Genomic DNA, 22,879 nt, shown 5'->3' on the forward strand with positions numbered 1-22,879 from the left:
TTCAAATTCGAACCAAGGTGTACGGTCGACGTGTCGAGGTTCAAAATTGAACTACTTTGGAAGCGAGAGAAGCCGTCATGAGCACCGCCGCCCCCGAGCGCATGCCCGCCCTCTACCTCTCGCACGGCGCACCGCCGCTCGCCGACGACCCGCTGTGGCCCGGCCAGCTGGCCGCCTGGTCCGCCGAGCTGCCCCGCCCCAAGGCCGTCCTGATGGTCTCCGCCCACTGGGAGGAGGCCCCGCTGGCCCTCGGGGCCGTCACCACCGTGCCGCTGGTCTACGACTTCTGGGGCTTCCCCGAGCACTACTACCGGGTGCGGTACGCCGCCCCCGGCGCCCCCGCGCTCGCCGAGCGGGTCCGCAAACTGCTGCGCGCCCCCGGCACGCCCGTCCAGGACATCCCGGACCGAGGGCTGGACCACGGCGCCTACGTCCCGCTGGTGGAGATGTTCCCCGAGGCGGACGTCCCCGTCCTCCAGGTCTCCATGCCCACCCTGGACCCGCAGCGGCTGCTGGAGATCGGCCGCCGGCTCGCCCCGCTGCGCGACGAGGGCGTGCTGATCGTCGGCAGCGGCTTCTTCACCCACAACCTGCGGGCGCTCAGCTCCGACGGCCGGATCAGCTCGGTGATGGCCGAGTTCGACGACTGGGGCCGCCGCGCCCTGGCCGCCGAGGACCTGGACGCGCTGCTCGACTTCGAGCGGAAGGCCCCGGCCGGGCGGCTCGCCCACCCGCGCACCGAGCACTTCGCCCCGCTGTTCGTCACCCTCGGCGCCGGCGAGGCCGACCTGGGCAGCCAGCGCAGCGTGATCGACGGGTTCTGGATGGGCCTGGCCAAGCGCTCGATCCAGCTCGGCTGACCGGCACAGCGACCGGCCCGGACCGCCCGACGCTCGATCCAGCCCGGCCGGCCGGCGGCCCGGACCGCCCGGACGGCGGGCCGTCGCGCGCGCCCACGGGACGGGCCCGGCGCACCGGGGGGAGGTGAGAGGCTGCCGCCATGAACGGTGACGACGTCCGGACCGCGCTCGGCGAACTGCGGGACACCCTCGGTCCGCACACCGGTGACGGCCCGGCCTGGGCCGCGCCGGCCGGGCCGCTGGAGTGGAGCTGCCGGGAGACGGCCGTCCACCTCGCGCACGACCTGCTCGCCTACGCCGGGCAGCTCGCCGCCCGGCCCGCCACCGGATACCTGCCGCTCGACCTCACCGTGCGGGCCGACGCCCCGCCCGAGGACGTCCTGGCGGTGGTGACGGCCTGCGGGCACCTGCTGGCCACCGCCCTGGACGCCGCGCCGCCCGACCTGCGGGCCTGGCACTACGGGCCCTGCGACCCAGCCGGGTTCGCCGCGATGGGCGTGGCCGAACTGCTGCTGCACACCCATGACATCGCCCTCGGACTCGGCCTGCCCTGGCGGCCCCCGGCCGGGCTCGGCGCGGCGGTCCTGGCCCGCCTGTTCCCCGACGCCCCGCCCGGCGGGCCCACCGCCGTCCTGCTCTGGTGCACCGGGCGCGGCGAGCTGGACGGCCGCCCGCGCAGGGCCTCGTGGAGCTGGCGGGCGGCCGTGGCCGGGGAGTGACCCCGGGAGCCAGGAGTCGGGAGCCGGGGGGCCGGGGAGCCTGGGAGCCGGCGACCGGTCAGGCGGTGGCGGCCCGCTCGGCGGCGCTGCGCTCGACGCAGAACTCGTTGCCCTCGATGTCCGCCATGGTCACCCAGCCGGTGCCGTCCGGGCGCCGCTGGTCGTCGTGGACGGTGGCGCCCAGCTCCAGCAGGCGCTCCACCTCCTCGTCCCGGGAGCGGTCCTGGGGCTGGAGGTCCAGGTGGACGCGGTTCTTCACGGTCTTGCCGTCGGGCACCCGGATGAACAGCAGCACCGCGCCCGGCGTCTCCAGGAGGGCCTCCGGGTCCCCCGGGAAGTCGTCGTCGGCCAGCTTGCCGTCCAGCACCTTCGCCCAGAACTCGCCGAGGCGGTAGGGGTCGGCGCAGTCGATCGTCACATGTCGTACCAGAGAAGCCATGGGGAGCACTCTGGACCGCCGCCCCGGCCCCCGTCCACCCGATTCGCCGCGAACCCGTCAACGGGGGCCGGGCCGAGCGGCTGTGCGGGTCAGGCCGAGCGGCTGTGCAGGTGGCCGTCCAGGGGGAACTCCGGCGAGCTGGCCCGCAGAACGCTCCCGAACCGGTAGCCGGCCTTCTCGGCCACCCGGCAGGAGGCCGCGTTGTCCACCTGGTGGAGCAGGTCGAGCCGGACCAGCCCGTCCGCCGCGAAGGCCGCGAACGCCCAGCGGGTGAGCCCCTCCAGGGCGCGCGGGGCCACGCCGCGGCCGCGGGCGGCGGCGGCCGTCCAGTAGCCCACCTCGGCCGCCGGCGCACCGGGCGCACCGCGCTTGAGCACCACGTTGGCGACCAGCTCGGCCGGCCGCCCCCCGGCGGGGCCGCCGAGGGGCGCCAGGACGGCGAAGCTGTACCGCTCGCCGGCCGCCCGGCCGCGCTCCTGCGCCTCCAGCCAGCGGGCCGCCTCGTCCAGGTCCGCCACGGGGGTACGGGTGAAGTGCCGCAGCGTCTCGTCCCGGTAGATCTCGACCAGGGCAGCCGCGTCCTCGTCCCGGAACGGGCGCAGCAGCAGGCCCTCGGCAACGGGCGATTGGGTGGCGACCGTCATCGCAGGCCCTCCCAGCCCCAGCGCGGGGTCGGCCCCGGCTCCCCGAGGTCCTCGCCGACGGGCGCCGCCGAGACGTCCCTGGCGATCTTCGTGCCCCAGTCGAAGTACTCCAGCACCCGGCGGCGCAGCAGCTCGTCCCCGGGCAGCTCCTGCCGCACGGCGGCGCCCATCAGCTCCATCCAGCGCCCGCGCTGCTCCTCGGTGATGGCGAGTCCGAGGTGCGTGCGGAGCAGCGCCTGGTGGCCGCCGAGGTCGGCGGTGAACCGGGCCGGGCCGCCGAAGACCTCGGCCAGCCAGACGGCGACGTGTTCGATGTGGGTGGTGGTGAAGTTCGCGAAGACGGGCTTCAGCACCGGGTCGGCCAGGACGCCCTCGTAGAAGGTGTTGCTGAGACGGCGGAGCGCCTCCATGCCCCCCAGCGCGTCGTACAGGCTCTCGGGCCGTTCGTCGCTCATGCGTGTTCTCCCCGTTCGGATCCGACGGCACCTTTCCGACGGCGCCTTCCGATGGCACCTTCCTAGCAGCCAGCCCGGCCCGCGACCGCCCCGGGCGGCGCCTGTTCGCGCCCGGCACAGCAAGCGGAGGCGGATGTTCCGGCCCGCCGCCCCCGCCGGTACTCCGCCCACCGCCGCCGACCGGAGCCGGGCACCCGCTTGACCTTGCCACTGGCGGCAGGGTCGGAGGGTGGACCGCATGAACGAGCACACGCAGCACCGAACGGCCACCCGCATCGTGCTGGTCACCGGCGCCGGGACGGGGATCGGCCGGGCCACCGCACACGCCTTCGCGGCCCAGGACCCGGAGGTCGAGGTGGTGGCGGTCGGACGGCGGGCCGAGCCACTGGCGGAGACCGCGCGCTACGCCCCCGGCCGGATCCACCCGCTGACCGCGGACATCACCGGCGCCGACGCCCCCGAGGCACTCGTACGCGAGGTGCTCGACCGGTACGGGCGGCTGGACGTGCTGGTGAACAACGCCGGGATCGTCCGCGGCGGCGCCCTCGGCGGGATCACCCGGGACGCGGTCGCGGACCAGCTCGCGACCAACCTGACCGCCGCCGTCCTGCTCGGCCAGGCCGCCCTGGCGCCGCTGGAGGCGAGCGGGGGCGTGATCGTCAACGTCACGACGTCCGTCGGCCAGCGCGGCTGGCCGGGCAACGCGGTGTACGCGGCGAGCAAGGCCGCACTGGAGTCGGTGACCCGCAGCTGGGCGGTGGAGCTGGCGCCGCGCGGCGTACGGGTGGTCGCGGTGGCGCCCGGGGCGATCGAGACCCCGATCGGCGAGCACTCCGGGCTCGACGCCGGACAGCGGGAGGCCGTCCGGCGGTGGCAGATCGCCCACACCCCGCTCGGGCGGATCGGCCGGCCCGCCGAGGTGGCCTGGGCGATCACGCAACTCGCCTCTCCACAGGCCTCGTTCGTCACCGGAGTAGTGTTGCCGGTGGACGGCGGTGCCGTCGTGGGGTGAGCCGGGCGGTGGTCCGGAGTGAGCCGGGCGGTGCCGTCCGGGAAGGGGCGGGGCAGCGGTGCGGATCGGCGAACTGGCCCGGGTGACCGGCAGCACGGCCCGGGCCCTGCGGCACTACGAGCAGGCCGGGCTGATCGCGTCCTCCCGCGCGGCCAACGGCTACCGGGTGTACGAGGACTCGGCGGCCGTCCGGGTCCGCAACATCCGCGGCCTGCTCGCGGCCGGGTTCACCCTGGAGGACGTCCGGCCTTTCCTGTCCTGCCTGGACGGCGACATGCTGGCCGCGCGACCCTCGGCCGGCGCGCTGCGGATCGCCCGGAACCGGCTCGCCGTCCTGGAGCGCCGGATCGCCGCCCAGACCGAGGCCCGGGACCGGCTGCTCGCCGCGCTGACGGCGGCCGGCGACGAGGCGGCGCCGGTGGCCGGCGGCGGGGCGCCGGTGGCCGGCGGCGGGGCGCCGGTGGTGGCGGGCGACCGCTGACGGCGGCGGGCGGCGGGCGCTGACACTCGCGGCCCGTCCGGGTGACACCCTTGATCAGGGGTGTGCAGCGGGCGGGCGGCGGAGGAAAGTGGGCGCATGCAGATTCCACTCACCGTGATGGACTTCCTCGACCGGGCCGAGCTGGTCTACGGCGACCGGGTCGGCATCGTCGACGAGCCGGCGCAACCCGCCGAATCCTGGGGCGAGCTGACCTACCGCCGGGTCGCCGAGCTGGCCCGGGCGCAGGCGGCCGGCCTGGACCGGCTGGGCGTCGGGCCGGGCGAACGGGTCGCGATCGTGTCGCACAACTCGGCCCGGCTGATGACCTCGCTCTACGGGGTGAGCGGACACGGCCGGGTCCTGGTACCGGTGAACTTCCGGCTGCGGGCCGAGGAGGTCTCGTACATCGTCGAGCAGAGCGGCGCCTCCGTGCTGCTGGTCGACCCCGAACTCGCCGAGCCGCTGGCCGGCGTCCGCGCCCGGCACACCTTCGTGCTCGGCACGGACAGCGACGCCCGGCTGTACGACTTCGACCGCGCGCCGCGCCGCTACGAGATCGGCGAGAACGACACCGCGACCGTCAACTACACCAGCGGAACCACCGCCCGCCCCAAGGGCGTCCAGCTCACCCACCGCAACATCTGGCTGAACTCCGTGCTGATGGGCCTGCACTTCGGTGCCGGTGACCGGGATGTCTACCTGCACACCCTGCCGATGTTCCACGCCAACGGCTGGGGCCTGCCGTTCGCCCTCACCGGGCTGGGCGCGCGGCACATCGTGCTGCGCAAGGTGGACGGCGCCGAGATCCTGCGCCGGGTCGAGCGGCACGGGGTGACCTTCCTGAGCGGCGCGCCCGCGGTGGTCCAGATGGTGCTGGACGCGGCCGCCGACTGGGACGGCCCCGTCCCCGGCCGGGACAAGGTGCGGATGATCGTGGCCGGCGCGCCGCCGCCGACCTCCGTGGTGCAGCGGGTCGAGGCCGAACTCGGCTGGGAGTTCATGCAGATCTACGGCCTGACCGAGACCTCGCCGGTGGTCACGGTGAACCGCTCGCGCGCCGAGTGGGACGAACTGCCCGCCGGTGAGCGCGCGGAGAAGCTGGTGCAGGCGGGCGCGCCGGCCCTAGGCAACCAGGTGCGGGTCGACGGCCAGGGCGAGGTGCTCGTCCGCGCCAACGTCGTGATGGACGGCTACTGGCAGCAGCCGAAGGAGACGGCGGAGGCGGTCCGGGACGGCTGGTTCCACACCGGGGACGGCGGCACCCTCACCGACGGCTACCTGACCATCTCGGACCGGAAGAAGGACGTCATCATCAGCGGCGGGGAGAACGTCTCCTCGATCGAGGTGGAGGACTGCCTCTACGACCACCCGGCGGTCGGCGAGGTCGCGGTGATCGGCGTGCCGGACGAGAAGTGGGGCGAGACGGTCAAGGCACTGGTCGTGCTCAAGCCCGGGTACGACGTCCTGGAGGCCGACCTCATCGCGCACTGCAAGCAGCGGCTGGCCGGCTACAAGTCGCCCACCTCGGTGGAGTTCCGGGACACCCTGCCGCGCACCACCACCGGGAAGCTGCAGAAGTTCCGGCTCCGCGAGCCCTACTGGGTCGAGCGCGACCGGCAGGTCAACTGACCGGTCCGGTCCGGTCCGGTCCGGGTGCCGGGCTCCCGGCCCGGCACCCGGCGCCCCCTTCCGGTGCGCGGGTGGGCGTCCCGACCGGCGGGTTCCGTGGAGTTGCGGGTGGCGGCCGCGGGCACGGCGTAGGGTGCGGGCTCGGGTTACCGGTGAGTCACTACCGAGGAGACGAGGACGCCCATGACGACGGACGGTACGGCCCCGGCGGCCGCAGCTGTGCTGACCGGCCTGCTCGACGACCTGCGGGCCGAGAGCGAGGCCCTGGACGACCTGGTGGCCCCGCTGGCGCCCGAGCAGTGGGCGACGGACACCCCCGCGCCGGGGTGGACGATCGCGCACCAGATCGCCCACCTGGCCTGGACGGACGACTGGACCACGCTCTCCGCCCGCGATCCAGAGGCCTTCGTCGCCGAGTCCGGCCGGGTCTTCGGCGAGCTGCTGGCCGCCGGGGCGGACCCGGTGGACGAGGGCGCGGCGCGCGGCGCGACGGAGGAGCCGCACGCGCTGCTGACGCGCTGGCGGGCCGGCCGGGAACGGCTCCGGTCGGCGCTGGCCGAGGCCCCGGACGGCCTCCGGCTCCCGTGGTTCGGGCCGCCGATGAAGGCCCCGTCGATGGCGACCGCCCGGCTGATGGAGACCTGGGCGCACGGGCAGGACGTCGCGGACACCCTGGGCGCGGTCCGCGAGCCGACCGCGCGGCTGCGGCACATCGCCCACCTGGGCGTACGGACCATGGGATTCGCCTTCACCCTGCACGGGCTGCCCACGCCGCAGACCCCGGTCCGGGTCGAACTGACGGCGCCGGACGGCGACTTGTGGGCTTGGGGCCCGGCGGACGCGGCGGACCGGGTGAGCGGGCCGGCCCTGGACTTCTGCCTGCTGGTGACCCAGCGCCGCCACCGGGACGACCTCGCCCTGAGCGCCACCGGCCCGACGGCCGCGGCCTGGCTGCCGATCGCCCAGGCCTTCGCCGGGAACCCGGGCAAGGGACGCCCGGCCGGCGGGTGAGACGGGCGGGTGCGACGGGCCCGCCGAACCGGCGTCGTCGTACCCGGCCCCTACCCTGGGCCGCATGACCATTCAGCGCATGGACAACGTCGGCATCGTCGTCGACGACCTCGACGCCGCCGTCGCCTTCTTCCTCGAACTCGGCATGGAGCTGGAAGGCCGGATGCCGATCGAAGGACGCTGGGCGGGCGCGGTCGTCGGGCTCGACGGCATGCGGAGCGAGATCGCGATGATGCGGATCCCGGGCGCCCCGGGCCGGCTCGAACTGGCGAAGTACCACAGCCCGGAGGCGATCACCCCCGAGCCGGAGATCACCCCGGCGAACACACGGGGTCTGCACCGCGTCATGTTCGCCGTCGACGACCTCGCGGACACCCTCGCCCGCCTCCGGCCGCACGGCGCCGAACTCGTCGGCGAAGTGACCCGCTTCGAGGACAGCTACCTGCTCTGCTACCTCCGCGGGCCGAGCGGCATCATCCTCGCGCTGGCCGAACAGCTGAGCTGACGACCGGGCCTCCGCCCACCGGGGCACCGGGTGATCGATCGTCAAATAACAACGGTGGGTGGCCAAACCACTCCTTCCGGCGATATACGGAGTTCGTCGACGAATGGTGGAATTCCCCCATGATTCGCGCTGACGCCCTGCGTACCGTTCTGGCCGGAGCCGCCTTCGCCGGTCTGCTCGCGATCGGTGGGCCGGCCGGCTCCGCCCAGGCGGCCTTCGCCCGGCCCACCGACGTGCCCGGCTCCTCCCGGGCGGAGGCCCGGGCCGGGACGGCCGCCGCCCACCGGGTGGTCACCTTCGTGGAGGAGTACAGCAGGGCGGTGCTCCACCAGAGCGGCGAGACGCCGCGCGCCGTCCGTGAGCGCTTCCTCACTCCGCACCTGAACGTCCGGCTGGACGCCTGGGCCTCCGAGCACGGGGCCGACCCGGTGTTCCGCGCCCAGAACGTGCCGTCGGAGTGGTCCGTGCAGCAGGTCGGGGAGGAGCACGGCTTCGCCTCGATCCGCTTCACCGAGTACTGGGGCGGCGGCGGCGGCCAGGAGGTCTGGTACACCGTGCGCCTGGGCGATCTGCGGATCGTCGAGCTGAACGACGCCCCCGCCTTCTGAGCCCGCCGCTCCCCCTCCAGCCCCGGCGCGGCGCAGGCGCCCCCACGACTGCGCCGCGCCGGTACCCGGGCGACCGGTGCCCCGACCACCGGCGCCCCGACGCGCCGAGCCGGGCTCGGCTACCGGGCGAGCGGGGCTCCCGGGCGGTCGTTCCCCGGCCGGGCGGCCGCGGTGGCCTCGGCCCAGGCGGAGATGCCCAGCCGGCCGGTGGTGCCGAGATCGAGGTAGGCCGGGACGACGACCGGGGGGCGGCCGGGCAGCGGGGCGATCTCCAGGAAGCGCCCGTTGTCGGCCCCCTTCGTCCCCGAGGTGACGGTGTTGCGCCAGACCAGTTGGAACGCCGCGTACTCGCCGGGCCGGAGCGTCACCGCCGTCGGCGCCGCGTCGAAGCCCTCCAGGGTCGCGATGCCGGCCGAACCCTTCTGCACGGCGATGTCGAGCGGCGCACGGTCGGCGTCGAGGACGCGGACCCCCGGTCGGCCGTTCAGCGTGTAGGGGGCGGCTCCGCAGTTGGTCAGGCGGATCGCCATCACCCGCAGGCCCATGGCGGCGTTCGCCTCCTCCGCGGCCAGCGAGACGCCCTCCGGGGAACAGGTCGGCGCCGGCACCGGGGTCGGCGTGGGGAGGGCCGCCGAGCTGGGAGTGTTCGGGGCGGTGGCCTTCGCGGAGGTCCTGCCGCCGGTCGCGCCCACGGGCCCCGGGGCTCCCCCGCCCGCGCCCGACACCTGCGTGCTGCCGCACCCCGCCAGCAGGGCCGCCCCCACGAGCAGCAGCGCCGCCCGGGCCGGCGGCGCGATTCGACGGTTTCCGTTCGGCGGCGTCGGGTTCATGCGGACGATCATGACACGAACCGTCGTCCGGACAGCCCGGGGAAGGCGCTCCGCACGACGGCGGGCGGGAACGCCGGCAGGGCGGCGCAGGCCGACACCCGGTGTCGGTACGCCGCCCTGGGACGGGGCGAGGTGCGGGAGGCGACCCGCACCGTCGTCCCGGTTACTTCGGGTCACGGTTGAACGTCGAGGTCGACCAGAAGTAGCCGAGCGCGGTGAGCGCCAGGCACCAGGCGACGGCGAGCCAGCCGTTGTAGCCGATCCCGCTGCCGAGCAGCAGGCCGCGCAGGGTCTCGATGGCCGGCGTGAACGGCTGGTACTGGGCGATCGGCTGGAACCAGCCCGGCATCGCGTCGACGGGGGTGAAGGCGCTGGAGATGAGCGGCAGCAGGATCAGCGGCATCGCGCTGTTGCTGGCGGCCTCGGCGTTCGGGCTGGCCATGCCCATCCCGACCGCGATCCAGGTGAGCGCCAGGGCGAAGAGGACGAGCAGCCCGAAGGCGGCCAGCCACTCCAGGGCGGTGGCGTCCGTGGAGCGGAAGCCGATGGCCACGGCGACCGCGCCGACCAGGACCACGCTGGCGACCGACTGCAGCACGCCGCCCACGACGTGCCCGACGAGCACCGACCCGCGGTGGATCGCCATGGTGCGGAAACGGGCGATGATGCCCTCGGACATGTCGGTGGAGACGGACACCGCGGCCCCGATGACGGTGCTGCCGATGGTCATCAGCAGGATGCCGGGGACGAGGTAGGCGATGTAGGCGGAGCGGTCGCCGCCGCCGATGCCGGCGCTCATCGTGTTGCCGAAGATGTAGACGAAGAGCAGCAGCAGCATGACCGGGGTGAGCAGCAGGTTCAGGGTGAGTGACGGGTAGCGCCGGGCGTGCAGCAGGTTGCGGCGCAGCATGGTGGCCGAGTCACGGGCGGCGAGGGTGAAGGTGCTCATCGGACGGTCTCCTTGGACTGGTTGTTCTGGGCGGGCACGCTGGAGCCGGTCAGGGCGAAGAACACGTCGTCGAGGTCGGGGGTGTGGACGGTGAGTTCGTCGGCCTCGATGCCGGTGGCGTCCAGCCGGTCGAGGACGGCGCGCAGGTCGCGCTGGCTGCCGTCGCTGGGGATCTGCAGGGCCAGGGCCTCGTCGTCGCGGGTGACGTCGTGCAGGGCGAGGGCGGCGGACCGGTAGGCCGCCGGGTCGGCGAAGCGCAGCCGCACGTGGCCGCCGGGGATGAGTCGCTTCAGCTCGTCGGCGGTGCCTTCGGCGGCGATCCGGCCGTCGTTCAGGACCGCGATGCGGTCGGCGAGTTGGTCGGCCTCCTCCAGGTACTGGGTGGTGAGGAAGACGGTCACGCCGCCGGTGACGAGTTCGCGGATGATCTGCCACATGGTGTGGCGCGAGCGCGGGTCGAGGCCGGTGGTCGGCTCGTCGAGGAAGATGACCCGCGGGCCGCCGACCAGCGTCATGGCGATGTCCAGCCGGCGCTTCATGCCGCCGGAGTAGGTGGAGGCGGGCTTCCCGGCCGCCTCCACCAGGTCGAAGCGTTCCAGGAGTTCGGCGGCGACCCGCCGCCCCTCGCGCTTGGACAGGTGGTGCAGGTCGGCCATCAGGAGCATGTTCTCCTCGCCGGTGATCAGGCCGTCGACGGCGGAGAACTGCCCGGTGACACCGATCGCGGCGCGCACCGCCTGCGGCGCGGTGGCGATGTCGTGGCCCGCCACCCGGGCCTGTCCGCCGTCGGCCCCGATCAGGGTGGAGAGGATCTTGACGACGGTGGTCTTGCCGGCCCCGTTCGGGCCGAGCAGGGAGAACACCGTTCCTTCGGGGACGGCGAGGTCGATCCCGGCGAGGACGCTCTTGTCGCCGTAGGACTTGCGCAGCCCGTTCGCCGCGATGGCCAGGTCGGTCATGAGAGGTGCTCCTTCAGAGGCTGCGAACAGTGGTGCGGGGGCTGTGAGCGGTTCAGAGGCTGCGGGCGGTTCAGAGGCTGCGGGCGGTTCAGAGGCTGCGGGCGGTGATGTCGCCGTGGGAGGTGGTGGCGCGGATGGTGAGCGCGGCGTCGGTGCCGGTGGTGTTCTGGAGGGTGTTGTGGATCCGGCCGTGGGCGGTGCCGGCGTCGAGGGTCGCGGAGACGCCGCGGGCGGCGCCGATCTCGATGGCGCCGGCGTCGGTGCGCAGGTCGAGGGTGCCGCCGGTGGCCTCGGTGATCCGCAGGTCGCCCTTGCGGGTGCTGAGCTGCGCGGAGCCGTTCAGCCGGCCGACGGTGATGTCGCCCGCGAGGAGGGTGAGGTGGGCGTTCGCGGTCTCGTCGAGCTTGACCGAGCCCTGTGCGCCGTCGAGGGTGACGTCGCCCAGGCGTCCGACGCCCCGCAGGTCGGCGGCGGCCGTCTTCGCCTGGATCCGGGAGCCGGCGGGGAGCTGGACGGTGATCTCGACGGCGCCGGACTGGCCGAGGAGGCGGTTGGCGGCCGGGGCGGCGGCGATCCGCAGGACGCCGTCGGTGTACTCGACCGTGATCCGCTCGGCGGCCTTCACGTCGGCGCCCTTGGCGGCGTTCGCGGGGAGGACCTCGACGGTGGTGTCGCTGCGGTCGGCGGCGATCAGCCGGACGCTGCCGGCGGGGATGTCGAGGACGGCGGCGATCGGGGTGGTGGTGGCGAACTTTTGCATCGTTCTTCTCCTTCTGCGGTGGCGGGCACTCGGTCGGCCCGTCGTTTCCGATGAGGGAAAAGCTACGTTGCATTCACGATGCTGGCAACACACTCGTTGCGTCAGAATCCCATCTCCGCAGGTAGTTGCGGTGATTTCATTGCAATGGTTTCGCGCCTAATGCAACGAGCTACTTTCCATTCGTTGCAATGGATTGAGAGCGAACGCTATGCTCGGCGCACTACCCACCCCGAAGGAGACCGCGATGCCCGGAGGCAGGCTCACCCAGCAGGAACGCCAGCAGATCGCGCTCGGGCTGGCCGACGGCCTCCCCTACGCCGAGATCGCCAGGCGGCTCGACCGCCCGACCTCGACCATCACGCGCGAGGTGATGCGCAACGGCGGCCCCACCGGCTACCGCGCCGACCTGGCCCAGCGCGCCACCGGGCACCGCGCCCGCCGCCGGCAGGCGGCGCCCCGGGACCCCGCGGCCGTCCCGCAGGAGCACGGCCGCGACGCCGACGCGGTGCGCGCGTACGAGGAGGTGTTCACCACCGCGATGCTGCAGTCGGGCATGCCCCAGATGATGGCCCGGGTGATGGCCTGCCTCTGCCTCACCGACTCGGGCAGCCTCACCGCGTCCGAACTCGTCCAGCGCCTCCAGGTCAGCCCGGCCTCCGTCTCCAAGGCGATCACGTTCCTCGACGCCCAGGGCTTCGTCCGCCGGGAGCGCGACGAGCGCCGCCGCGAGCGCTACCTCGTCGACAACGACATCTGGTACCAGTCGATGATCGCCAGCGCCCGCTCCACCGCCCAGATCGCCGAGACCGCACGCCAGGGCGTCGGCGTGCTCGACGCCGGCACGCCGGCCGGCGCCCGCCTCGAAAACATCGCCCGCTTCCTCGACTTCGTCTCCGAGAGCATCGCCCGGTCCGCCGAGCAGGCCCGCGAGATCCTGCACCCGCAGCCCGCGGCGGCTCCGGACGGCGCCACCGGGCCGGCGTCGGACGGCTGACCGGCCGCCGCCGGTGCCCCCGGTCAGGCGCCCAGGCGCAGCGGGGTGAGCCGGGTGGCGACCAGGTTGGTGGCCCCGCGGTCCCGTTCGACGTGGCCGTGCACCAGCAGGCCGGCCCGGTCCAGGGCGGTGCGGCGCTGGGACTCCCAGACCGGGCGGCTGCAGATCACGTTGATCAGGCCGGTCTCGTCCTCCAGGCTGAGGAACAGCACACCGCCCGCCGTCGGCGGCCGCTGGCGGTGCGTCACCAGTCCGCCGACCACCACCGCCGAGCCGGGTTCCACCCCCGGCAGCTGGGCGGCGGTCAGTGCGCCGCCGCGCTCCAGGTGCGCGCGCAGGTGCTGGACGGGGTGGCTGGTGGCGGAGGCCCCGGTGGCCCAGAGGTCGGCGATGGTCTCCTCCACCGGGGTCATCTCGGGCAGCGGCGGGGCCTCGGTGCCGGGCGTGGTGCCGGGGATCAGCGCCGTCGACACTCCGGCGAACGCTCCGGCGGCCCAGAGCGCCTGACGCCGGCCCAGCCCGAAGCAGCCGAACGCGCCCGCCGCGGCGAGGGCCTCCAGGACCGGCGCGGGCAGGCCCGTGCGCCGCGCGAAGTCCTCCAGGTCGGCGTACGGCTGCCCGGCCGCGATCGCCTCGGCCTGCGGGGTGCCGACCCCGCGCACGGTGTCCAGCCCGAGCCGGATGGCCGCCTGCGGTTTGCCGGCGGTGAGCGGCGGCTCCGGGGTCGGCCCCCGGTACGGCTCCAGGGTCGGCCGGGCCCCGCTGGCGTTGACGTCCACCCCGCGCACCCGTACGCCGTGCCGCCGGGCGTCCGAGATCAGGCTGAGCGGTGCGTAGAAGCCCATCGGCTGGTTGGCCAGCAGCGCACAGGTGAAGGCGGCCGGGTAGTGGTACTTGAGCCAGGCGCTCGCGTACACCAGGTGGGCGAAGCTGATCGCGTGGCTCTCCGGGAAGCCGTAGTTGGAGAAGGCCTCGATCTTGACGTAGACGTCCTCGGCGGTCTCCGGCGGGATGCCGCGTTCGGCCATGCCGCCCAGCAGCCGCTCGCGCAGCCGGGCGACCCGCTCGTGCGAGCGCTTGGAGCCCATCGCCTGGCGCAGCCGGTCCGCCTCGGCGGGGGTGAACCCGGCGCAGTCGATGGCCAGTTGCATCATCTGCTCCTGGAACAGCGGCACCCCGAGGGTCTTGCCGAGCGCGTTCTCCATCAACGGGTGCGGGCAGCCGGCCGGTTCGACCCCGGCCCGGCGGCGCAGGTACGGATGGACCGAGCCGCCCTGGATCGGGCCCGGGCGGATCAGCGCCACCTCGACCACCAGGTCGTAGAAGTGGTCCGGCTTGAGCCGCGGCAGGGTCGCCATCTGGGCGCGCGACTCGACCTGGAAGACACCGACCGTGTCGGCCCGGCGCAGCATCGCGTACACGCCCGCGTCGTCGACCGGGATGGTCGCCAGGTCGTAGTGCGCGCCGTGGTGTTCGGCGATCAGGTCGCAGGTGTCGTGCAGGGCGGAGAGCATACCGAGGCCCAGCAGGTCGATCTTGACCAGTCCGGCACCGGCCGTGGAGTCCTTGTCCCACTGCAGCACCGACCGCCCCGGCATCCGGGCCCACTCGGTCGGGCAGATCTCGGCGATCGGCTCCCTGGTGAGCACCATGCCGCCCGAGTGGATGCCCAGGTGGCGCGGCAGGCCGTGCAGTTGACCGGCCAGGGCGAGCACGTCGGCGGGGATGACGGCGTCCGGGCCGGGCGCGGAGCGGAAGTCGCTCTGCCGGCTGAAGGCGTCCACCTGCCCCTGCGGGTAGCCGAGCACCCGGGCCGCGTCGCGCAGCGCCAGCCGGGGCCGGTAGGTGATCACGTTGGCGACCTGGGCGGCGTGCTCGCGCCCGTAGCGGCGGTAGACGTACTGGATGACCTCCTCGCGGCGGCGGTGCTCGATGTCCAGGTCGATGTCGGGCGGACCGTCCCGGGCGACGGAGAGAAAGCGTTCGAACAGCAGCCGGTAGTGGATCGGGTCGACGGCGGTGATGCCGAGCGCGTAGCAGACCGCCGAGTTGGCCGCCGAACCCCGGCCCTGGCACCAGATGGACTCCCGGCGGCAGAAGTCGACGATGTCGTGGACGATCAGGAAGTACCCGGCCAGCTCCAGGTCCTCGATGACGTCCAGTTCCTTGCCGAGCTGCCGGCGGGCGGCCGCGTTCCCGGGCCCGAAGCGGGCCGGGCCGCCGGCGGCGACCAGCGCGCGCAGATGGCTGATCTCGGTGTGGCCGGGCGGGACGGGGAAGCCGGGCAGCTCCGGGTCGAGCCGGGTGAAGTCGAACGCACAGGCCCGGGCCAGGTCGACGGTGGCCTGCCGCACCCCCGGGAAGCGGGCCAGCCGGGCCGCCATCTCGCGGCCCGAGCGCAGGTGCGCGGTGCCGGCCGCCTGTGTCCAGCCCGCCGCGTCCTGGAGCGTCCGGCGCTCGTGCAGGGCGGCCAGGCTCTGTGCCAGCCGGCCCTGGGCCGGGCCCGCGTGGTGCGCGTTGGTGGAGGCGACGACGGGGAGGCCGAGCCGGGCCGCCAGCGCGGCGAGGGCGTCGTTGCGCAGGTCGTCGCCGGGCAGCCACTGGTCGATCAGCTCGACGTGGACGTTCTCGCGGCCGAAAGCCTCGGTGAGGGTGCGCAGCCGGCGCTCGGCCCCGTCGACGCCCCGGGAGGTGTCCGCGCGGGCCCCGCCCCCGGCGGCTCCGGCGGCCAGGGCGGCCGGCACCCGGCCGAGGCGGCAGCCGGTGAGCACCGCCCAGTGGCCGTCGTGCGCGTCGGCGAGCGCGGCGAAGTCGTACGCCGGACGGCCCTTGGCCCCGCCCGCCAGCTGGGCGGCGCCGATCGCCGCGGAGAGCCGGCGGTAGCCGGCCGGGTCGCGGGCCAGGACGAGCAGGTGCTCCACCTCCTGGTCGCGGCGCAGCGTCAACTCGGCGCCGAACACCGTGCCGACGCCCGCCTCGCGGGCCGCCTCGGCGAAGCGGACCGCGCCGTAGAGGCCGTCGTGGTCGGTGAGCGCGAGCACCTCGACGCCCAGCCGGGCGGCCTCCGCGACCAGCTCCTCGGGGTCGCTGGCACCGTCGAGGAAGCTGAAGGCCGAGTGGACGTGCAGTTCCGCCCAGGCCGGATCGCCGGTCGGCCCGGCCGGCCCGGGGCCGCGGTCCTCGGCCCGGCGGCGGATCGGCACCACCTGGCCGGCGGCCGGGCCCGGCCGGCCGCCGGCCAGGCGTCGGTGCAGCTCGCTCCAGGGGAGCGCGGGGTGGCTGGTGAATCCCATCGGGGGTTGTCGCCTTCGGTCTCTCGTTCGTGTCCTGCCCCCCTGCCGTGCTCCCCGCCGATCTCTCCCTGCCGTGCTCCCGCCGGCCTTTCCCCGCCGATCTCTCCCTGCCGTGCTCCGTCCCCGCCGCACCGTCCCCGCCGCACCGTCCCGACGCTCCGCCGCCGTGCTCCGTCAGTCGTAACCGGCCTCCAGGAACCACTCGCCGTTCTCCACCGTGAGCAGCAGCGCCCGCCCGTCCGCCACCGTGACCTGGAAGCGTGCCCGGCGGCGGGCGCGCGCCTGGTCCCACCAGTACTCGACCGCCGGCCAGGGTCCGGTCCAGCCGTCGACCACCAGGTCCCGACCGCGCACCGCGATCCGGGCCGGTCGGGCCGACACCCCCGCCCGGCCGTCCACGTTCACCGGCCGCCCGGCCGTGTCCAGCACCGCGACCGGCACCGGGGCGCGGTGCACCACGGCCGGCCAGACGTCCCGCAGCCGCCCCGGCCAGGGCGCGTCGGCCGGCGCCGCCGGGTCGTACGGCTCGCCCCACGGCACCCGGACCACCTGCTCGCCCGGTCCCCGCCCGCCGGCCGGTTCGATCCGGCGCAGCCCGGCGTGCCCGAGCACCGCCTGGACCCGGGCCACCGCCCGCTCCACCCGGTCGTCCGCGACCGCCTGCCCCCAGAGCGCCAGCTGCCGGCCCTGGTCGGGCGAGAGGTCGTCGGGTACGAGCCGCAGGGCGGTGAACCCCGCGTCGTGCGACGGCCCGCCGTCCGGCACGGCGAACGTCCCCGCGCCCTGCCAGGCCTGGAGCTGCCAGCGGACGCGCTCGGCGAGCGCCGCCGCCGACAGCCGGCCCTCGTGCCGCCAGAGCCGCGAGACGGTCCGCCCGTCCGCGCAGGCCACCTCGACGGCGACCCGCTGGCAGGTCAGACCCGCCCCGGCGAGCCGCTGGTGCAACTGCTCGGCCAGGGTGCGGGCGACGAACACCAGCGGTTCGGCGAGCGCCTCCGGCGGGTCGAAGCACTGCTCGACGGAGAGGTCCGGCCCCTCCGTACGCGGCACCAGCGGGCGCGGCTGCAGCCCCCGGGCCAGCCGGTGGGCGGCCGTGCCCGCCGGGCCGAAGCGGTCCGCGACCGCCTCGGCGGGCAGCGCGGCGAACGCCCCGACGGTGGGCAGGCCGAGCCGGTCCAGCAGCTCCGCCAGCCCCTCGTCGCCGAGCGCGGCCACCGGATAGGGGGCGAGGAACTCCGCCGTCCGGCCGGCCGGCACCAGCACCCCCGCCCGGGCTGCCAGCACGGCGGCGAACAGGCCGTCGGCGACCCCGATCCGGGCCGGCGGCACCGCGTCCGCCTCCCCGGGGCGCGCCTCGGTGTCCGGCCCGGAATCCGGGCCGGCGGGCGGCTCGGGCGGCCGGGCGAACCCGCCCGGTGCGCCGTCCCGGGCCGCGGGCGCCGCGGCGAACAGGCCGTCCACCGCCCCGGCGCGGCGCCGTGCCGCCGCACGCTCGGCCTCCGCCGGGCGCGTCCACCCGGGGGTGTCGGCGGCCCCGGGCTCCGGCGGGTGCGCCCGCCCGGCGGGCCCGGCGTGCTCGGCGTCCGCGGGATGGGCCTGCCCGGCCCGAACCTCCGGGGCCTCCTCGCCCCGGTCCGCCGCACCGGCCAGGGCGGCCGCCACCGCCCGCTGCACCTTCGCCGTCAGCGCCTCCTCGCCGCCGAAGTACCGGCTCGGGCCCTTCATCGGGATCGCGCACAGACCCGGGCGAAGCACCTCCACCCGGGGCGTGAACGCCTCGACCGCCGCGACCACCGGTTCGAACCGCCGGGTCTCCGCCTCCGGGTCCCGCTCCCGCAGCTCCAGCGCGGGGCAGAGCCGCTGGGCCAGCTTGAGCCGCTGCCCCTGCCGCACACCGGCCGACCGCGCCGCCTCCGAGCAGGCCAGGACCCGCCCGCCGGCGACCACCGCCACCGGGACGTCGCCGCCGCCGTCCGCGCTCCCTTCGACGGCCACCACCGGCCAGTCCGGGCACCAGACCACCAGCACCCGCGGCGTCCCGGGGGTCCCGGCTGCCGCAGGTGTTCCGGACGCTCCGCCGCCGGTCATCTCACACCACCGCCATTCGGTCGAGGTCCGCCCCGACCCCCGACGTCACGTCCTCCCCCGCCTCGGCGGCCTCGGCCACCGCCCGCACCTCGCCGTGCTCGTCCGGCAGCCAGAGCCGGGCGGTGCGCCCGCGCACCGCCGAGCCACGCCCCTCCACCGCCACCTCCACCTGCCGCCCGGTGAGCTGGCCGTGCCCGTCACCCAGCCCGAACCAGCGGCCGGAGCGCACCTCCAGCCGCAGTCCCGCCCCCGGCCACGGCCCGGCCACCAGCAGCACGCAGCCACTGCGCCGCAGCACGGCCGCCAGCCGGGCGGCCGGCTTGGGTGCCACCGGCCCGTCCGGACGCAGCATGATCAGCTCGACCGCCCCGGCCAGCACCGACACCACCTCGGCCCAGTGCGGCCCGGGGTCGTCCGCCACCAGCAGTCGCCGCAGGTCCAGCCCGTACCCGGCGGCCGCGGCGAGCCCGAGATCGGGCAGTCCGACCGCGGCCGCCCAGCCGCCGTCCGACCCGCGTGCCCCGGCGGCCAGCGCCAGCAGCAGCCCGGTGTCCCCGGCCCCCACCGACACCGCCGTCCCCCGCCGGAGCCCGCCCTCCGGCAGCACCGCCCCCAGCGCGGGCAGCACCGGCAGCAGCCCGCGCCGACCGTCGACCGCCTCGGTGCCGGTAGCGGCACCGAGGGCAGCCGCGGACACCACCGGGCGGAGCGGCTGCCGCTCGGCGGTGGATTCGAAAACAGATTCGAAAACGGGCACACCCCCAGGATCGAACATTCGTTCGCAAAGATTCAAGTCTGCTTGGTCCACCCCAACGGTCACTCTCCGTGTTGCCCGCCGCTCGGGGCCCCCGGACCGCCCCGGGGGCGATCACCCAGGTCGGCACGGGTGCCCCGTCGCGGCGCGGCCGCCGCGCTCCCGGCACGGCGGGGTCCGGGCACCTCACGGAACGGCCGTGTCACAACTCGCCGGGCTACCTCGTCAAAGGAGTGCAAGCCGCCGGACACCGACTTTGGAGCGCGTCATGGAAGCACGCCTGAACCCCTTCACCAACCCGGTCCTGGGCAAGGTCTTCAAGCACATCATCGCCGCGGGCAAGGCGCTCGAAGGCTCGACCCTGCCGGCCGCGACGCAGGAGCTGGTGAAGCTCCGCGCCAGCCAGATCAACGGCTGCGGCTTCTGCACCGACATGCACTTCAAGGACGCCGTGCACGCCGGAGAGTCCCCGGAGCGCCTCAACCTGGTCGCGGCCTGGCGCGAGGCCACGGTGTTCACCGAGGCCGAGCGCGCCGCCCTGGAACTCGCCGAGGAGGCCACCCGCATCGCCGATGCGGCCGGTGGCGTCTCCGACCGGGTCTGGACGAACGCCGCCCAGCACTACGACGAGGACCAGCTCGGCGCCCTGGTCGGAGTGATCACCGTCATCAACGCCTTCAACCGCGGGAACGTCATGCTCCAGATGCCCGCCGGCGACTACCGGCCCGGCCAGTTCGCCTGAGCGGGAGCACTGCCCGGAACGGCCGGATCCGGCCCCGACCGGGGTCACCAACGAGGCGGACACCCGCGCACCCGACGGGCGCGAGGTGTCCGCCTCGCCGCCTTCGCGAGCCCGGCTCCGCGACCGACGCCTTCGCCAACCGGGCGTGACCGCAGTCACGCTGATGGAGCGTCACATCCCGCCGGTGCACGTCGTCTCCCTGGCACACGAGGAAGCGACCCGCTCGACCGAGGAGGACGCACCATGGAGACCATGACCGTCGAACGCGTCATCGACGCCCCCATCGACGACGTGTTCCGCTGGCTCACCACGACCACCAACTACACGGCCTCGCCGCTGGTGCTGCGCTGCCGCCTCGCCCGGCGCGGCAGCGGGGCGCCCTACGGCGTCGGCGCCGTCCGCAACCACCTGTGGCTCATCGGCTGGTTCAGCGAGCGCATCACCCACTACGACCCCCCGTACGCCACCGAGTACGTCGTCGACCGGAGCCTGCCGCCGTCCCGTCACGAACTCGGCCGGATGACCTTCACGGAGGTCGACGGCGGCACCCACGTCCGGTGGACCACCCGCGCCGAGGTCGGCGTCCCGCTGCTCGGCGGCCAGCTCACCCGGCTGTTCGCCCGGCCGGTCATCACCCGCGCGTTCCGGAACATCCTCGACGCCGCCGCCACCGCGCTGACCACGCCTCCCGGCCGGACCCCGCCGCGGCGCTGACCACCCGTCGGTCGGAGGCGGGGTGGCAGACTGGTCCCATGATCGGACCGGACTTCAAGAAGGACCTTCAGATCTATCTGCAGGACGCCCGGGACGCCCTGCTCTGGAAGCTCGACGGGCTGTCGGAGTACGACATCCGCCGCCCGATGACGCCGACCGGCACCAACCTGCTGGGGCTGGTCAAGCACGCGACCGGCGCCGAGGCCCTCTACTTCGGAGCCACCTTCGGGCGGCCGTTCGCCGGAACGCCCCTGTGGATCACGGGCGACGCCGAGCCGAACGCCGACCTCTGGGCGACCCCCGAGGAGACCCGGGAGCAGATCGTCGACCGGTACCGCGCGGCATGGGTCCACGCGGACGCGACGATCGGGTCACTCCCGCTGGACGCCGTCGGCCGGGTGCCCTTCGGCAACCGGAGCGAACTGACGCTCCACCGGGTCCTCGTCCACATGATCGCGGAGATCCAACGCCACGCCGGCCACGCGGACATCGTCCGGGAACAGCTCGACGGCACCACCGGCCTGCGCGACGGGGACGGGAACATGGCCCCCGGCGACCGCCCCCAGTGGGAGGAGCACCACACCCGGGTCGAACAAGCAGCCCGCACGGCCGCCCAGCCCACCTGACACCCCCACCCCCCGAGCGGACCTCAGCCCGCGCCGTCCGTGCCGTGGTACTCGCTCGGCATGGAGCTGTGGTGCTCCACGGGCCGTTCGGTGCCGACTCTCGCCCACCACCAGTACGCGAGGCCGGCCACGGCGACGAGGCCGACCGGAATCAGGACCACCAGAAGCCATTCGAGCATGCCGTCTCCCCCTCCCCCGGCGGCCGACCCGGCGTGCCGCCCCCGGGAAGCGTAGGCCCACGCGCGCCACGGAGTGGCCGGCGGCGCGGCGGGGCCGCGTTGACCTGTCCCTGACCGGGACCCTAGGGTCTGGCCTGTGCAGCGATACGACTGGCTGAAGACGATTCAGCGGATGGACCCGGAGACCGAGTTCACCGAGATCTACCGGATCAGCAGCTGGTACGAGTTCCCGTGGGACACCACCCAGTCGCTCAGCTTCGCGCTCTACCGCACCTACGCCGTCCCGAGCATCGGCCGACTGCTCGCGCGGACCGGCGAGTTCACCCGCCGCGCGCAGAAGCGCTACGACGACACCGTGCTGATCCTGGAGGCCGTGGTCGAGCACGGCTTCGCCTCGGAGCAGGGCCGGGAGGCGATCCGGCGGATGAACCGGATGCACCACCGGTACGACATCTCCAACGAGGACTTCCTGTACGTGCTCGCCACCTTCGTCGTGGTGCCCAAGCGCTGGCTGGACGACTACGGCTGGCGCCCGTACTCCGAGCACGAGGTGCGGGCCACCACCAACTACTACCGCGAACTGGGCCGCCACATGGGCCTGAGCGACATCCCGGAGACGTACGACGCGTTCGAGCGGCTGCTGGACGGCTACGAGCGCGCCCACTTCGGCCACGACCGGGGCGGCCGGGAGGTCTCCGACGCCACCCTCGGCCTGATGGCCTCCTGGTACCCGGCCCCGCTGCGGCCCTCGATGCGGGTGTCCTCGATCTGCCTGCTCGACGATCCGCTGCGCGAGGCCTTCGGGTACTCCCGGCCCCCGGCCGTGCTCCGGTACGCCGTCCGCTCCGGCATGCGGCTGCGCGGGCGGCTCGTCCGCCTCCTGCCGCCGCGCCGCTCCCCGCGCCTGGCCCGCGACGGCCGGCAGGTGCGCAGTTACCCGGGCGGGTACCGGATCGCCGAGCTCGGCACCTTCGGGGACGGCGCCTTCGGGGACGGCGCCGCGCCCCGGGGCGGCTGCCCCTTCCCGCCCGCCGCGACCGGGCCGGCCGGGGGCACGGACCCGGCCGGGGGCTGACCGCCCGCCGCACCCGCTCCGCCCCGGACCGGCGCCCTCACTCGGGGACGACGAGGGTGTTCTGGCAGGCCGTCAGGAGCCAGCGCCCGTCCTCCTTGGCCATCACGTACAGCGGGCTGCCCTCCTCGCCGACCTGTTCGCCGGCGAGGGTGAGGTAGCGCTGGCGGACCTTGACCGCGGCCACGTCGGGGCGGACGAAGAGGACGTGCACCACCTCGTACTCGGCGGTGTTCCCGGAGCCGAGGAAGGCGCCCGGGAGCACCGTGCGGGTGAACGCGGCGATCTCGTCCCGCCCGGTGAGGCGCTTGCCGTGGCCGGTGGTCCAGATCGCGTCCTCGCGGAAGAGACTGACGAACTCCTCCACGAGTTCGTTGACCTGGGCGTACTGGAGGGCGGCGACGACCCGCCCGACGGCCTCGGTCTCAACGGCGATGTCGGCCTCGGCGCCGATCCGGGCATCGGCCTCGACGGCCGTGGTGTTCGTGTTCATGATGACCATGATTGACCTTCAAGCCGACTTGAGGTCAAGCCTTTTGGGCCGCAGGCTCCACCC

General features: G+C 74.7%; 25 protein-coding genes. 13 read left to right on the forward strand and 12 right to left on the reverse strand.

The features are described 5' to 3' along the window. Window positions 1-77 precede the first annotated feature (77 nt). Complete coding sequence (locus OG618_RS10255; RefSeq protein ID WP_329487025.1) at window positions 78-860, forward strand: dioxygenase family protein; 783 nt, start codon at window positions 78-80, stop codon at window positions 858-860. 140 nt (window positions 861-1,000) lie between these two features. Continuing rightward, on the forward strand, window positions 1,001-1,579 hold the full coding sequence (locus OG618_RS10260; protein ID WP_329487026.1) for a maleylpyruvate isomerase N-terminal domain-containing protein: 579 nt from the start codon (window positions 1,001-1,003) through the stop codon (window positions 1,577-1,579). Window positions 1,580-1,637: 58 nt separating this feature from the next. Here the strand turns inward: OG618_RS10260 and OG618_RS10265 are convergent, their stop codons facing one another. The 3 genes from OG618_RS10265 to OG618_RS10275 all read right to left on the reverse strand — a co-directional run bounded on the left by OG618_RS10265 (window position 1,638) and on the right by OG618_RS10275 (window position 3,117). Next, window positions 1,638-2,018 (reverse strand): VOC family protein, encoded by a 381-nt coding sequence (locus OG618_RS10265; protein WP_329487027.1) that lies wholly within the window; start codon window positions 2,016-2,018, stop codon window positions 1,638-1,640. 89 nt (window positions 2,019-2,107) lie between these two features. Next, window positions 2,108-2,662: a GNAT family N-acetyltransferase gene (locus OG618_RS10270; protein WP_329487028.1), complete on the reverse strand. Its 555-nt coding sequence runs from the start codon at window positions 2,660-2,662 to the stop codon at window positions 2,108-2,110. After that, window positions 2,659-3,117: a group II truncated hemoglobin gene (locus OG618_RS10275; RefSeq protein WP_329487029.1), complete on the reverse strand. Its 459-nt coding sequence runs from the start codon at window positions 3,115-3,117 to the stop codon at window positions 2,659-2,661. The genes OG618_RS10270 and OG618_RS10275 overlap by 4 nt, the downstream gene beginning before the upstream one ends. A gap of 238 nt (window positions 3,118-3,355) precedes the next feature. Here OG618_RS10275 and OG618_RS10280 point away from each other — a divergent pair, with 238 nt between their 5' ends. The 6 genes from OG618_RS10280 (at window position 3,356) to OG618_RS10305 (ending at window position 8,363) form a co-directional block, all read left to right on the forward strand. Continuing rightward, window positions 3,356-4,129 carry an SDR family NAD(P)-dependent oxidoreductase gene (locus tag OG618_RS10280; protein WP_329487030.1) on the forward strand — a complete coding sequence of 258 codons (774 nt, stop codon included), beginning with the start codon at window positions 3,356-3,358 and terminating at the stop codon, window positions 4,127-4,129. 58 nt (window positions 4,130-4,187) lie between these two features. After that, on the forward strand, window positions 4,188-4,610 hold the full coding sequence (locus OG618_RS10285; RefSeq protein ID WP_329487031.1) for a MerR family transcriptional regulator: 423 nt from the start codon (window positions 4,188-4,190) through the stop codon (window positions 4,608-4,610). Between the two features lie 96 nt (window positions 4,611-4,706). Further along, window positions 4,707-6,239, forward strand: a complete 1,533-nt coding sequence (locus OG618_RS10290; protein ID WP_329487032.1) for an AMP-binding protein — start codon at window positions 4,707-4,709, stop codon at window positions 6,237-6,239. 183 nt (window positions 6,240-6,422) lie between these two features. After that, on the forward strand, window positions 6,423-7,250 hold the full coding sequence (locus tag OG618_RS10295) for a TIGR03084 family metal-binding protein (RefSeq protein ID WP_329487033.1): 828 nt from the start codon (window positions 6,423-6,425) through the stop codon (window positions 7,248-7,250). Window positions 7,251-7,314: 64 nt separating this feature from the next. After that, window positions 7,315-7,755, forward strand: a complete 441-nt coding sequence (locus OG618_RS10300) for a VOC family protein (RefSeq protein ID WP_329487034.1) — start codon at window positions 7,315-7,317, stop codon at window positions 7,753-7,755. 119 nt (window positions 7,756-7,874) lie between these two features. After that, complete coding sequence (locus OG618_RS10305; protein ID WP_329487035.1) at window positions 7,875-8,363, forward strand: hypothetical protein; 489 nt, start codon at window positions 7,875-7,877, stop codon at window positions 8,361-8,363. Window positions 8,364-8,482: 119 nt separating this feature from the next. On the opposite strand, the gene OG618_RS10310 is transcribed toward OG618_RS10305, so the two are convergent. From OG618_RS10310 to OG618_RS10325, 4 genes are all read right to left on the reverse strand, one after another. After that, complete coding sequence (locus OG618_RS10310; RefSeq protein WP_329487036.1) at window positions 8,483-9,205, reverse strand: DUF4232 domain-containing protein; 723 nt, start codon at window positions 9,203-9,205, stop codon at window positions 8,483-8,485. A 151-nt stretch (window positions 9,206-9,356) separates the two neighbouring features. After that, window positions 9,357-10,142 (reverse strand): ABC transporter permease, encoded by a 786-nt coding sequence (locus tag OG618_RS10315; RefSeq protein ID WP_329487037.1) that lies wholly within the window; start codon window positions 10,140-10,142, stop codon window positions 9,357-9,359. Further along, complete coding sequence (locus OG618_RS10320) at window positions 10,139-11,101, reverse strand: ATP-binding cassette domain-containing protein (protein ID WP_329487038.1); 963 nt, start codon at window positions 11,099-11,101, stop codon at window positions 10,139-10,141. The genes OG618_RS10315 and OG618_RS10320 overlap by 4 nt, the downstream gene beginning before the upstream one ends. An 88-nt stretch (window positions 11,102-11,189) precedes the next feature. Beyond that, window positions 11,190-11,861 carry a DUF4097 family beta strand repeat-containing protein gene (locus tag OG618_RS10325; protein ID WP_329487039.1) on the reverse strand — a complete coding sequence of 224 codons (672 nt, stop codon included), beginning with the start codon at window positions 11,859-11,861 and terminating at the stop codon, window positions 11,190-11,192. 244 nt (window positions 11,862-12,105) lie between these two features. Here OG618_RS10325 and OG618_RS10330 point away from each other — a divergent pair, with 244 nt between their 5' ends. Next, on the forward strand, window positions 12,106-12,855 hold the full coding sequence (locus OG618_RS10330) for a helix-turn-helix domain-containing protein (RefSeq protein ID WP_329487041.1): 750 nt from the start codon (window positions 12,106-12,108) through the stop codon (window positions 12,853-12,855). A gap of 23 nt (window positions 12,856-12,878) precedes the next feature. Here the strand turns inward: OG618_RS10330 and OG618_RS10335 are convergent, their stop codons facing one another. The 3 genes from OG618_RS10335 to OG618_RS10345 all read right to left on the reverse strand — a co-directional run bounded on the left by OG618_RS10335 (window position 12,879) and on the right by OG618_RS10345 (window position 18,993). After that, the gene (locus OG618_RS10335; protein ID WP_329487042.1) at window positions 12,879-16,148 is read right to left on the reverse strand and encodes an error-prone DNA polymerase; all 3,270 of its coding nucleotides are present in this window, start codon (window positions 16,146-16,148) and stop codon (window positions 12,879-12,881) included. A gap of 174 nt (window positions 16,149-16,322) precedes the next feature. After that, window positions 16,323-18,176 (reverse strand): DNA polymerase Y family protein, encoded by a 1,854-nt coding sequence (locus tag OG618_RS10340; protein WP_329487043.1) that lies wholly within the window; start codon window positions 18,174-18,176, stop codon window positions 16,323-16,325. A gap of 61 nt (window positions 18,177-18,237) precedes the next feature. After that, window positions 18,238-18,993, reverse strand: a complete 756-nt coding sequence (locus tag OG618_RS10345; protein ID WP_329487044.1) for a hypothetical protein — start codon at window positions 18,991-18,993, stop codon at window positions 18,238-18,240. Window positions 18,994-19,258: 265 nt separating this feature from the next. Here OG618_RS10345 and OG618_RS10350 point away from each other — a divergent pair, with 265 nt between their 5' ends. The 3 genes from OG618_RS10350 (at window position 19,259) to OG618_RS10360 (ending at window position 21,072) form a co-directional block, all read left to right on the forward strand. Further along, a complete protein-coding gene (locus OG618_RS10350; RefSeq protein WP_329487045.1) occupies window positions 19,259-19,732 on the forward strand; it encodes a carboxymuconolactone decarboxylase family protein in 474 nt (157 codons plus the stop codon). Between the two features lie 243 nt (window positions 19,733-19,975). Beyond that, the gene (locus tag OG618_RS10355) at window positions 19,976-20,446 is read left to right on the forward strand and encodes an SRPBCC family protein (protein ID WP_329487046.1); all 471 of its coding nucleotides are present in this window, start codon (window positions 19,976-19,978) and stop codon (window positions 20,444-20,446) included. A 38-nt stretch (window positions 20,447-20,484) separates the two neighbouring features. Continuing rightward, window positions 20,485-21,072 (forward strand): DinB family protein, encoded by a 588-nt coding sequence (locus OG618_RS10360; protein WP_329487047.1) that lies wholly within the window; start codon window positions 20,485-20,487, stop codon window positions 21,070-21,072. A 23-nt stretch (window positions 21,073-21,095) separates the two neighbouring features. Here OG618_RS10360 and OG618_RS10365 read toward each other — a convergent pair whose 3' ends face one another. Beyond that, on the reverse strand, window positions 21,096-21,251 hold the full coding sequence (locus OG618_RS10365) for a hypothetical protein (protein ID WP_329487048.1): 156 nt from the start codon (window positions 21,249-21,251) through the stop codon (window positions 21,096-21,098). A 172-nt stretch (window positions 21,252-21,423) separates the two neighbouring features. On the opposite strand from OG618_RS10365, the gene OG618_RS10370 reads away from it, so the two are divergent. After that, window positions 21,424-22,326 (forward strand): oxygenase MpaB family protein, encoded by a 903-nt coding sequence (locus OG618_RS10370; protein WP_329487049.1) that lies wholly within the window; start codon window positions 21,424-21,426, stop codon window positions 22,324-22,326. Window positions 22,327-22,363: 37 nt separating this feature from the next. On the opposite strand, the gene OG618_RS10375 is transcribed toward OG618_RS10370, so the two are convergent. Further along, window positions 22,364-22,816: an SgcJ/EcaC family oxidoreductase gene (locus OG618_RS10375; protein WP_329487050.1), complete on the reverse strand. Its 453-nt coding sequence runs from the start codon at window positions 22,814-22,816 to the stop codon at window positions 22,364-22,366. Window positions 22,817-22,879: the final 63 nt, after the last annotated feature.

The organism is Kitasatospora sp. NBC_01246, from assembly GCF_036226505.1.
Taxonomy (GTDB): Bacteria; Actinomycetota; Actinomycetes; order Streptomycetales; family Streptomycetaceae; genus Kitasatospora.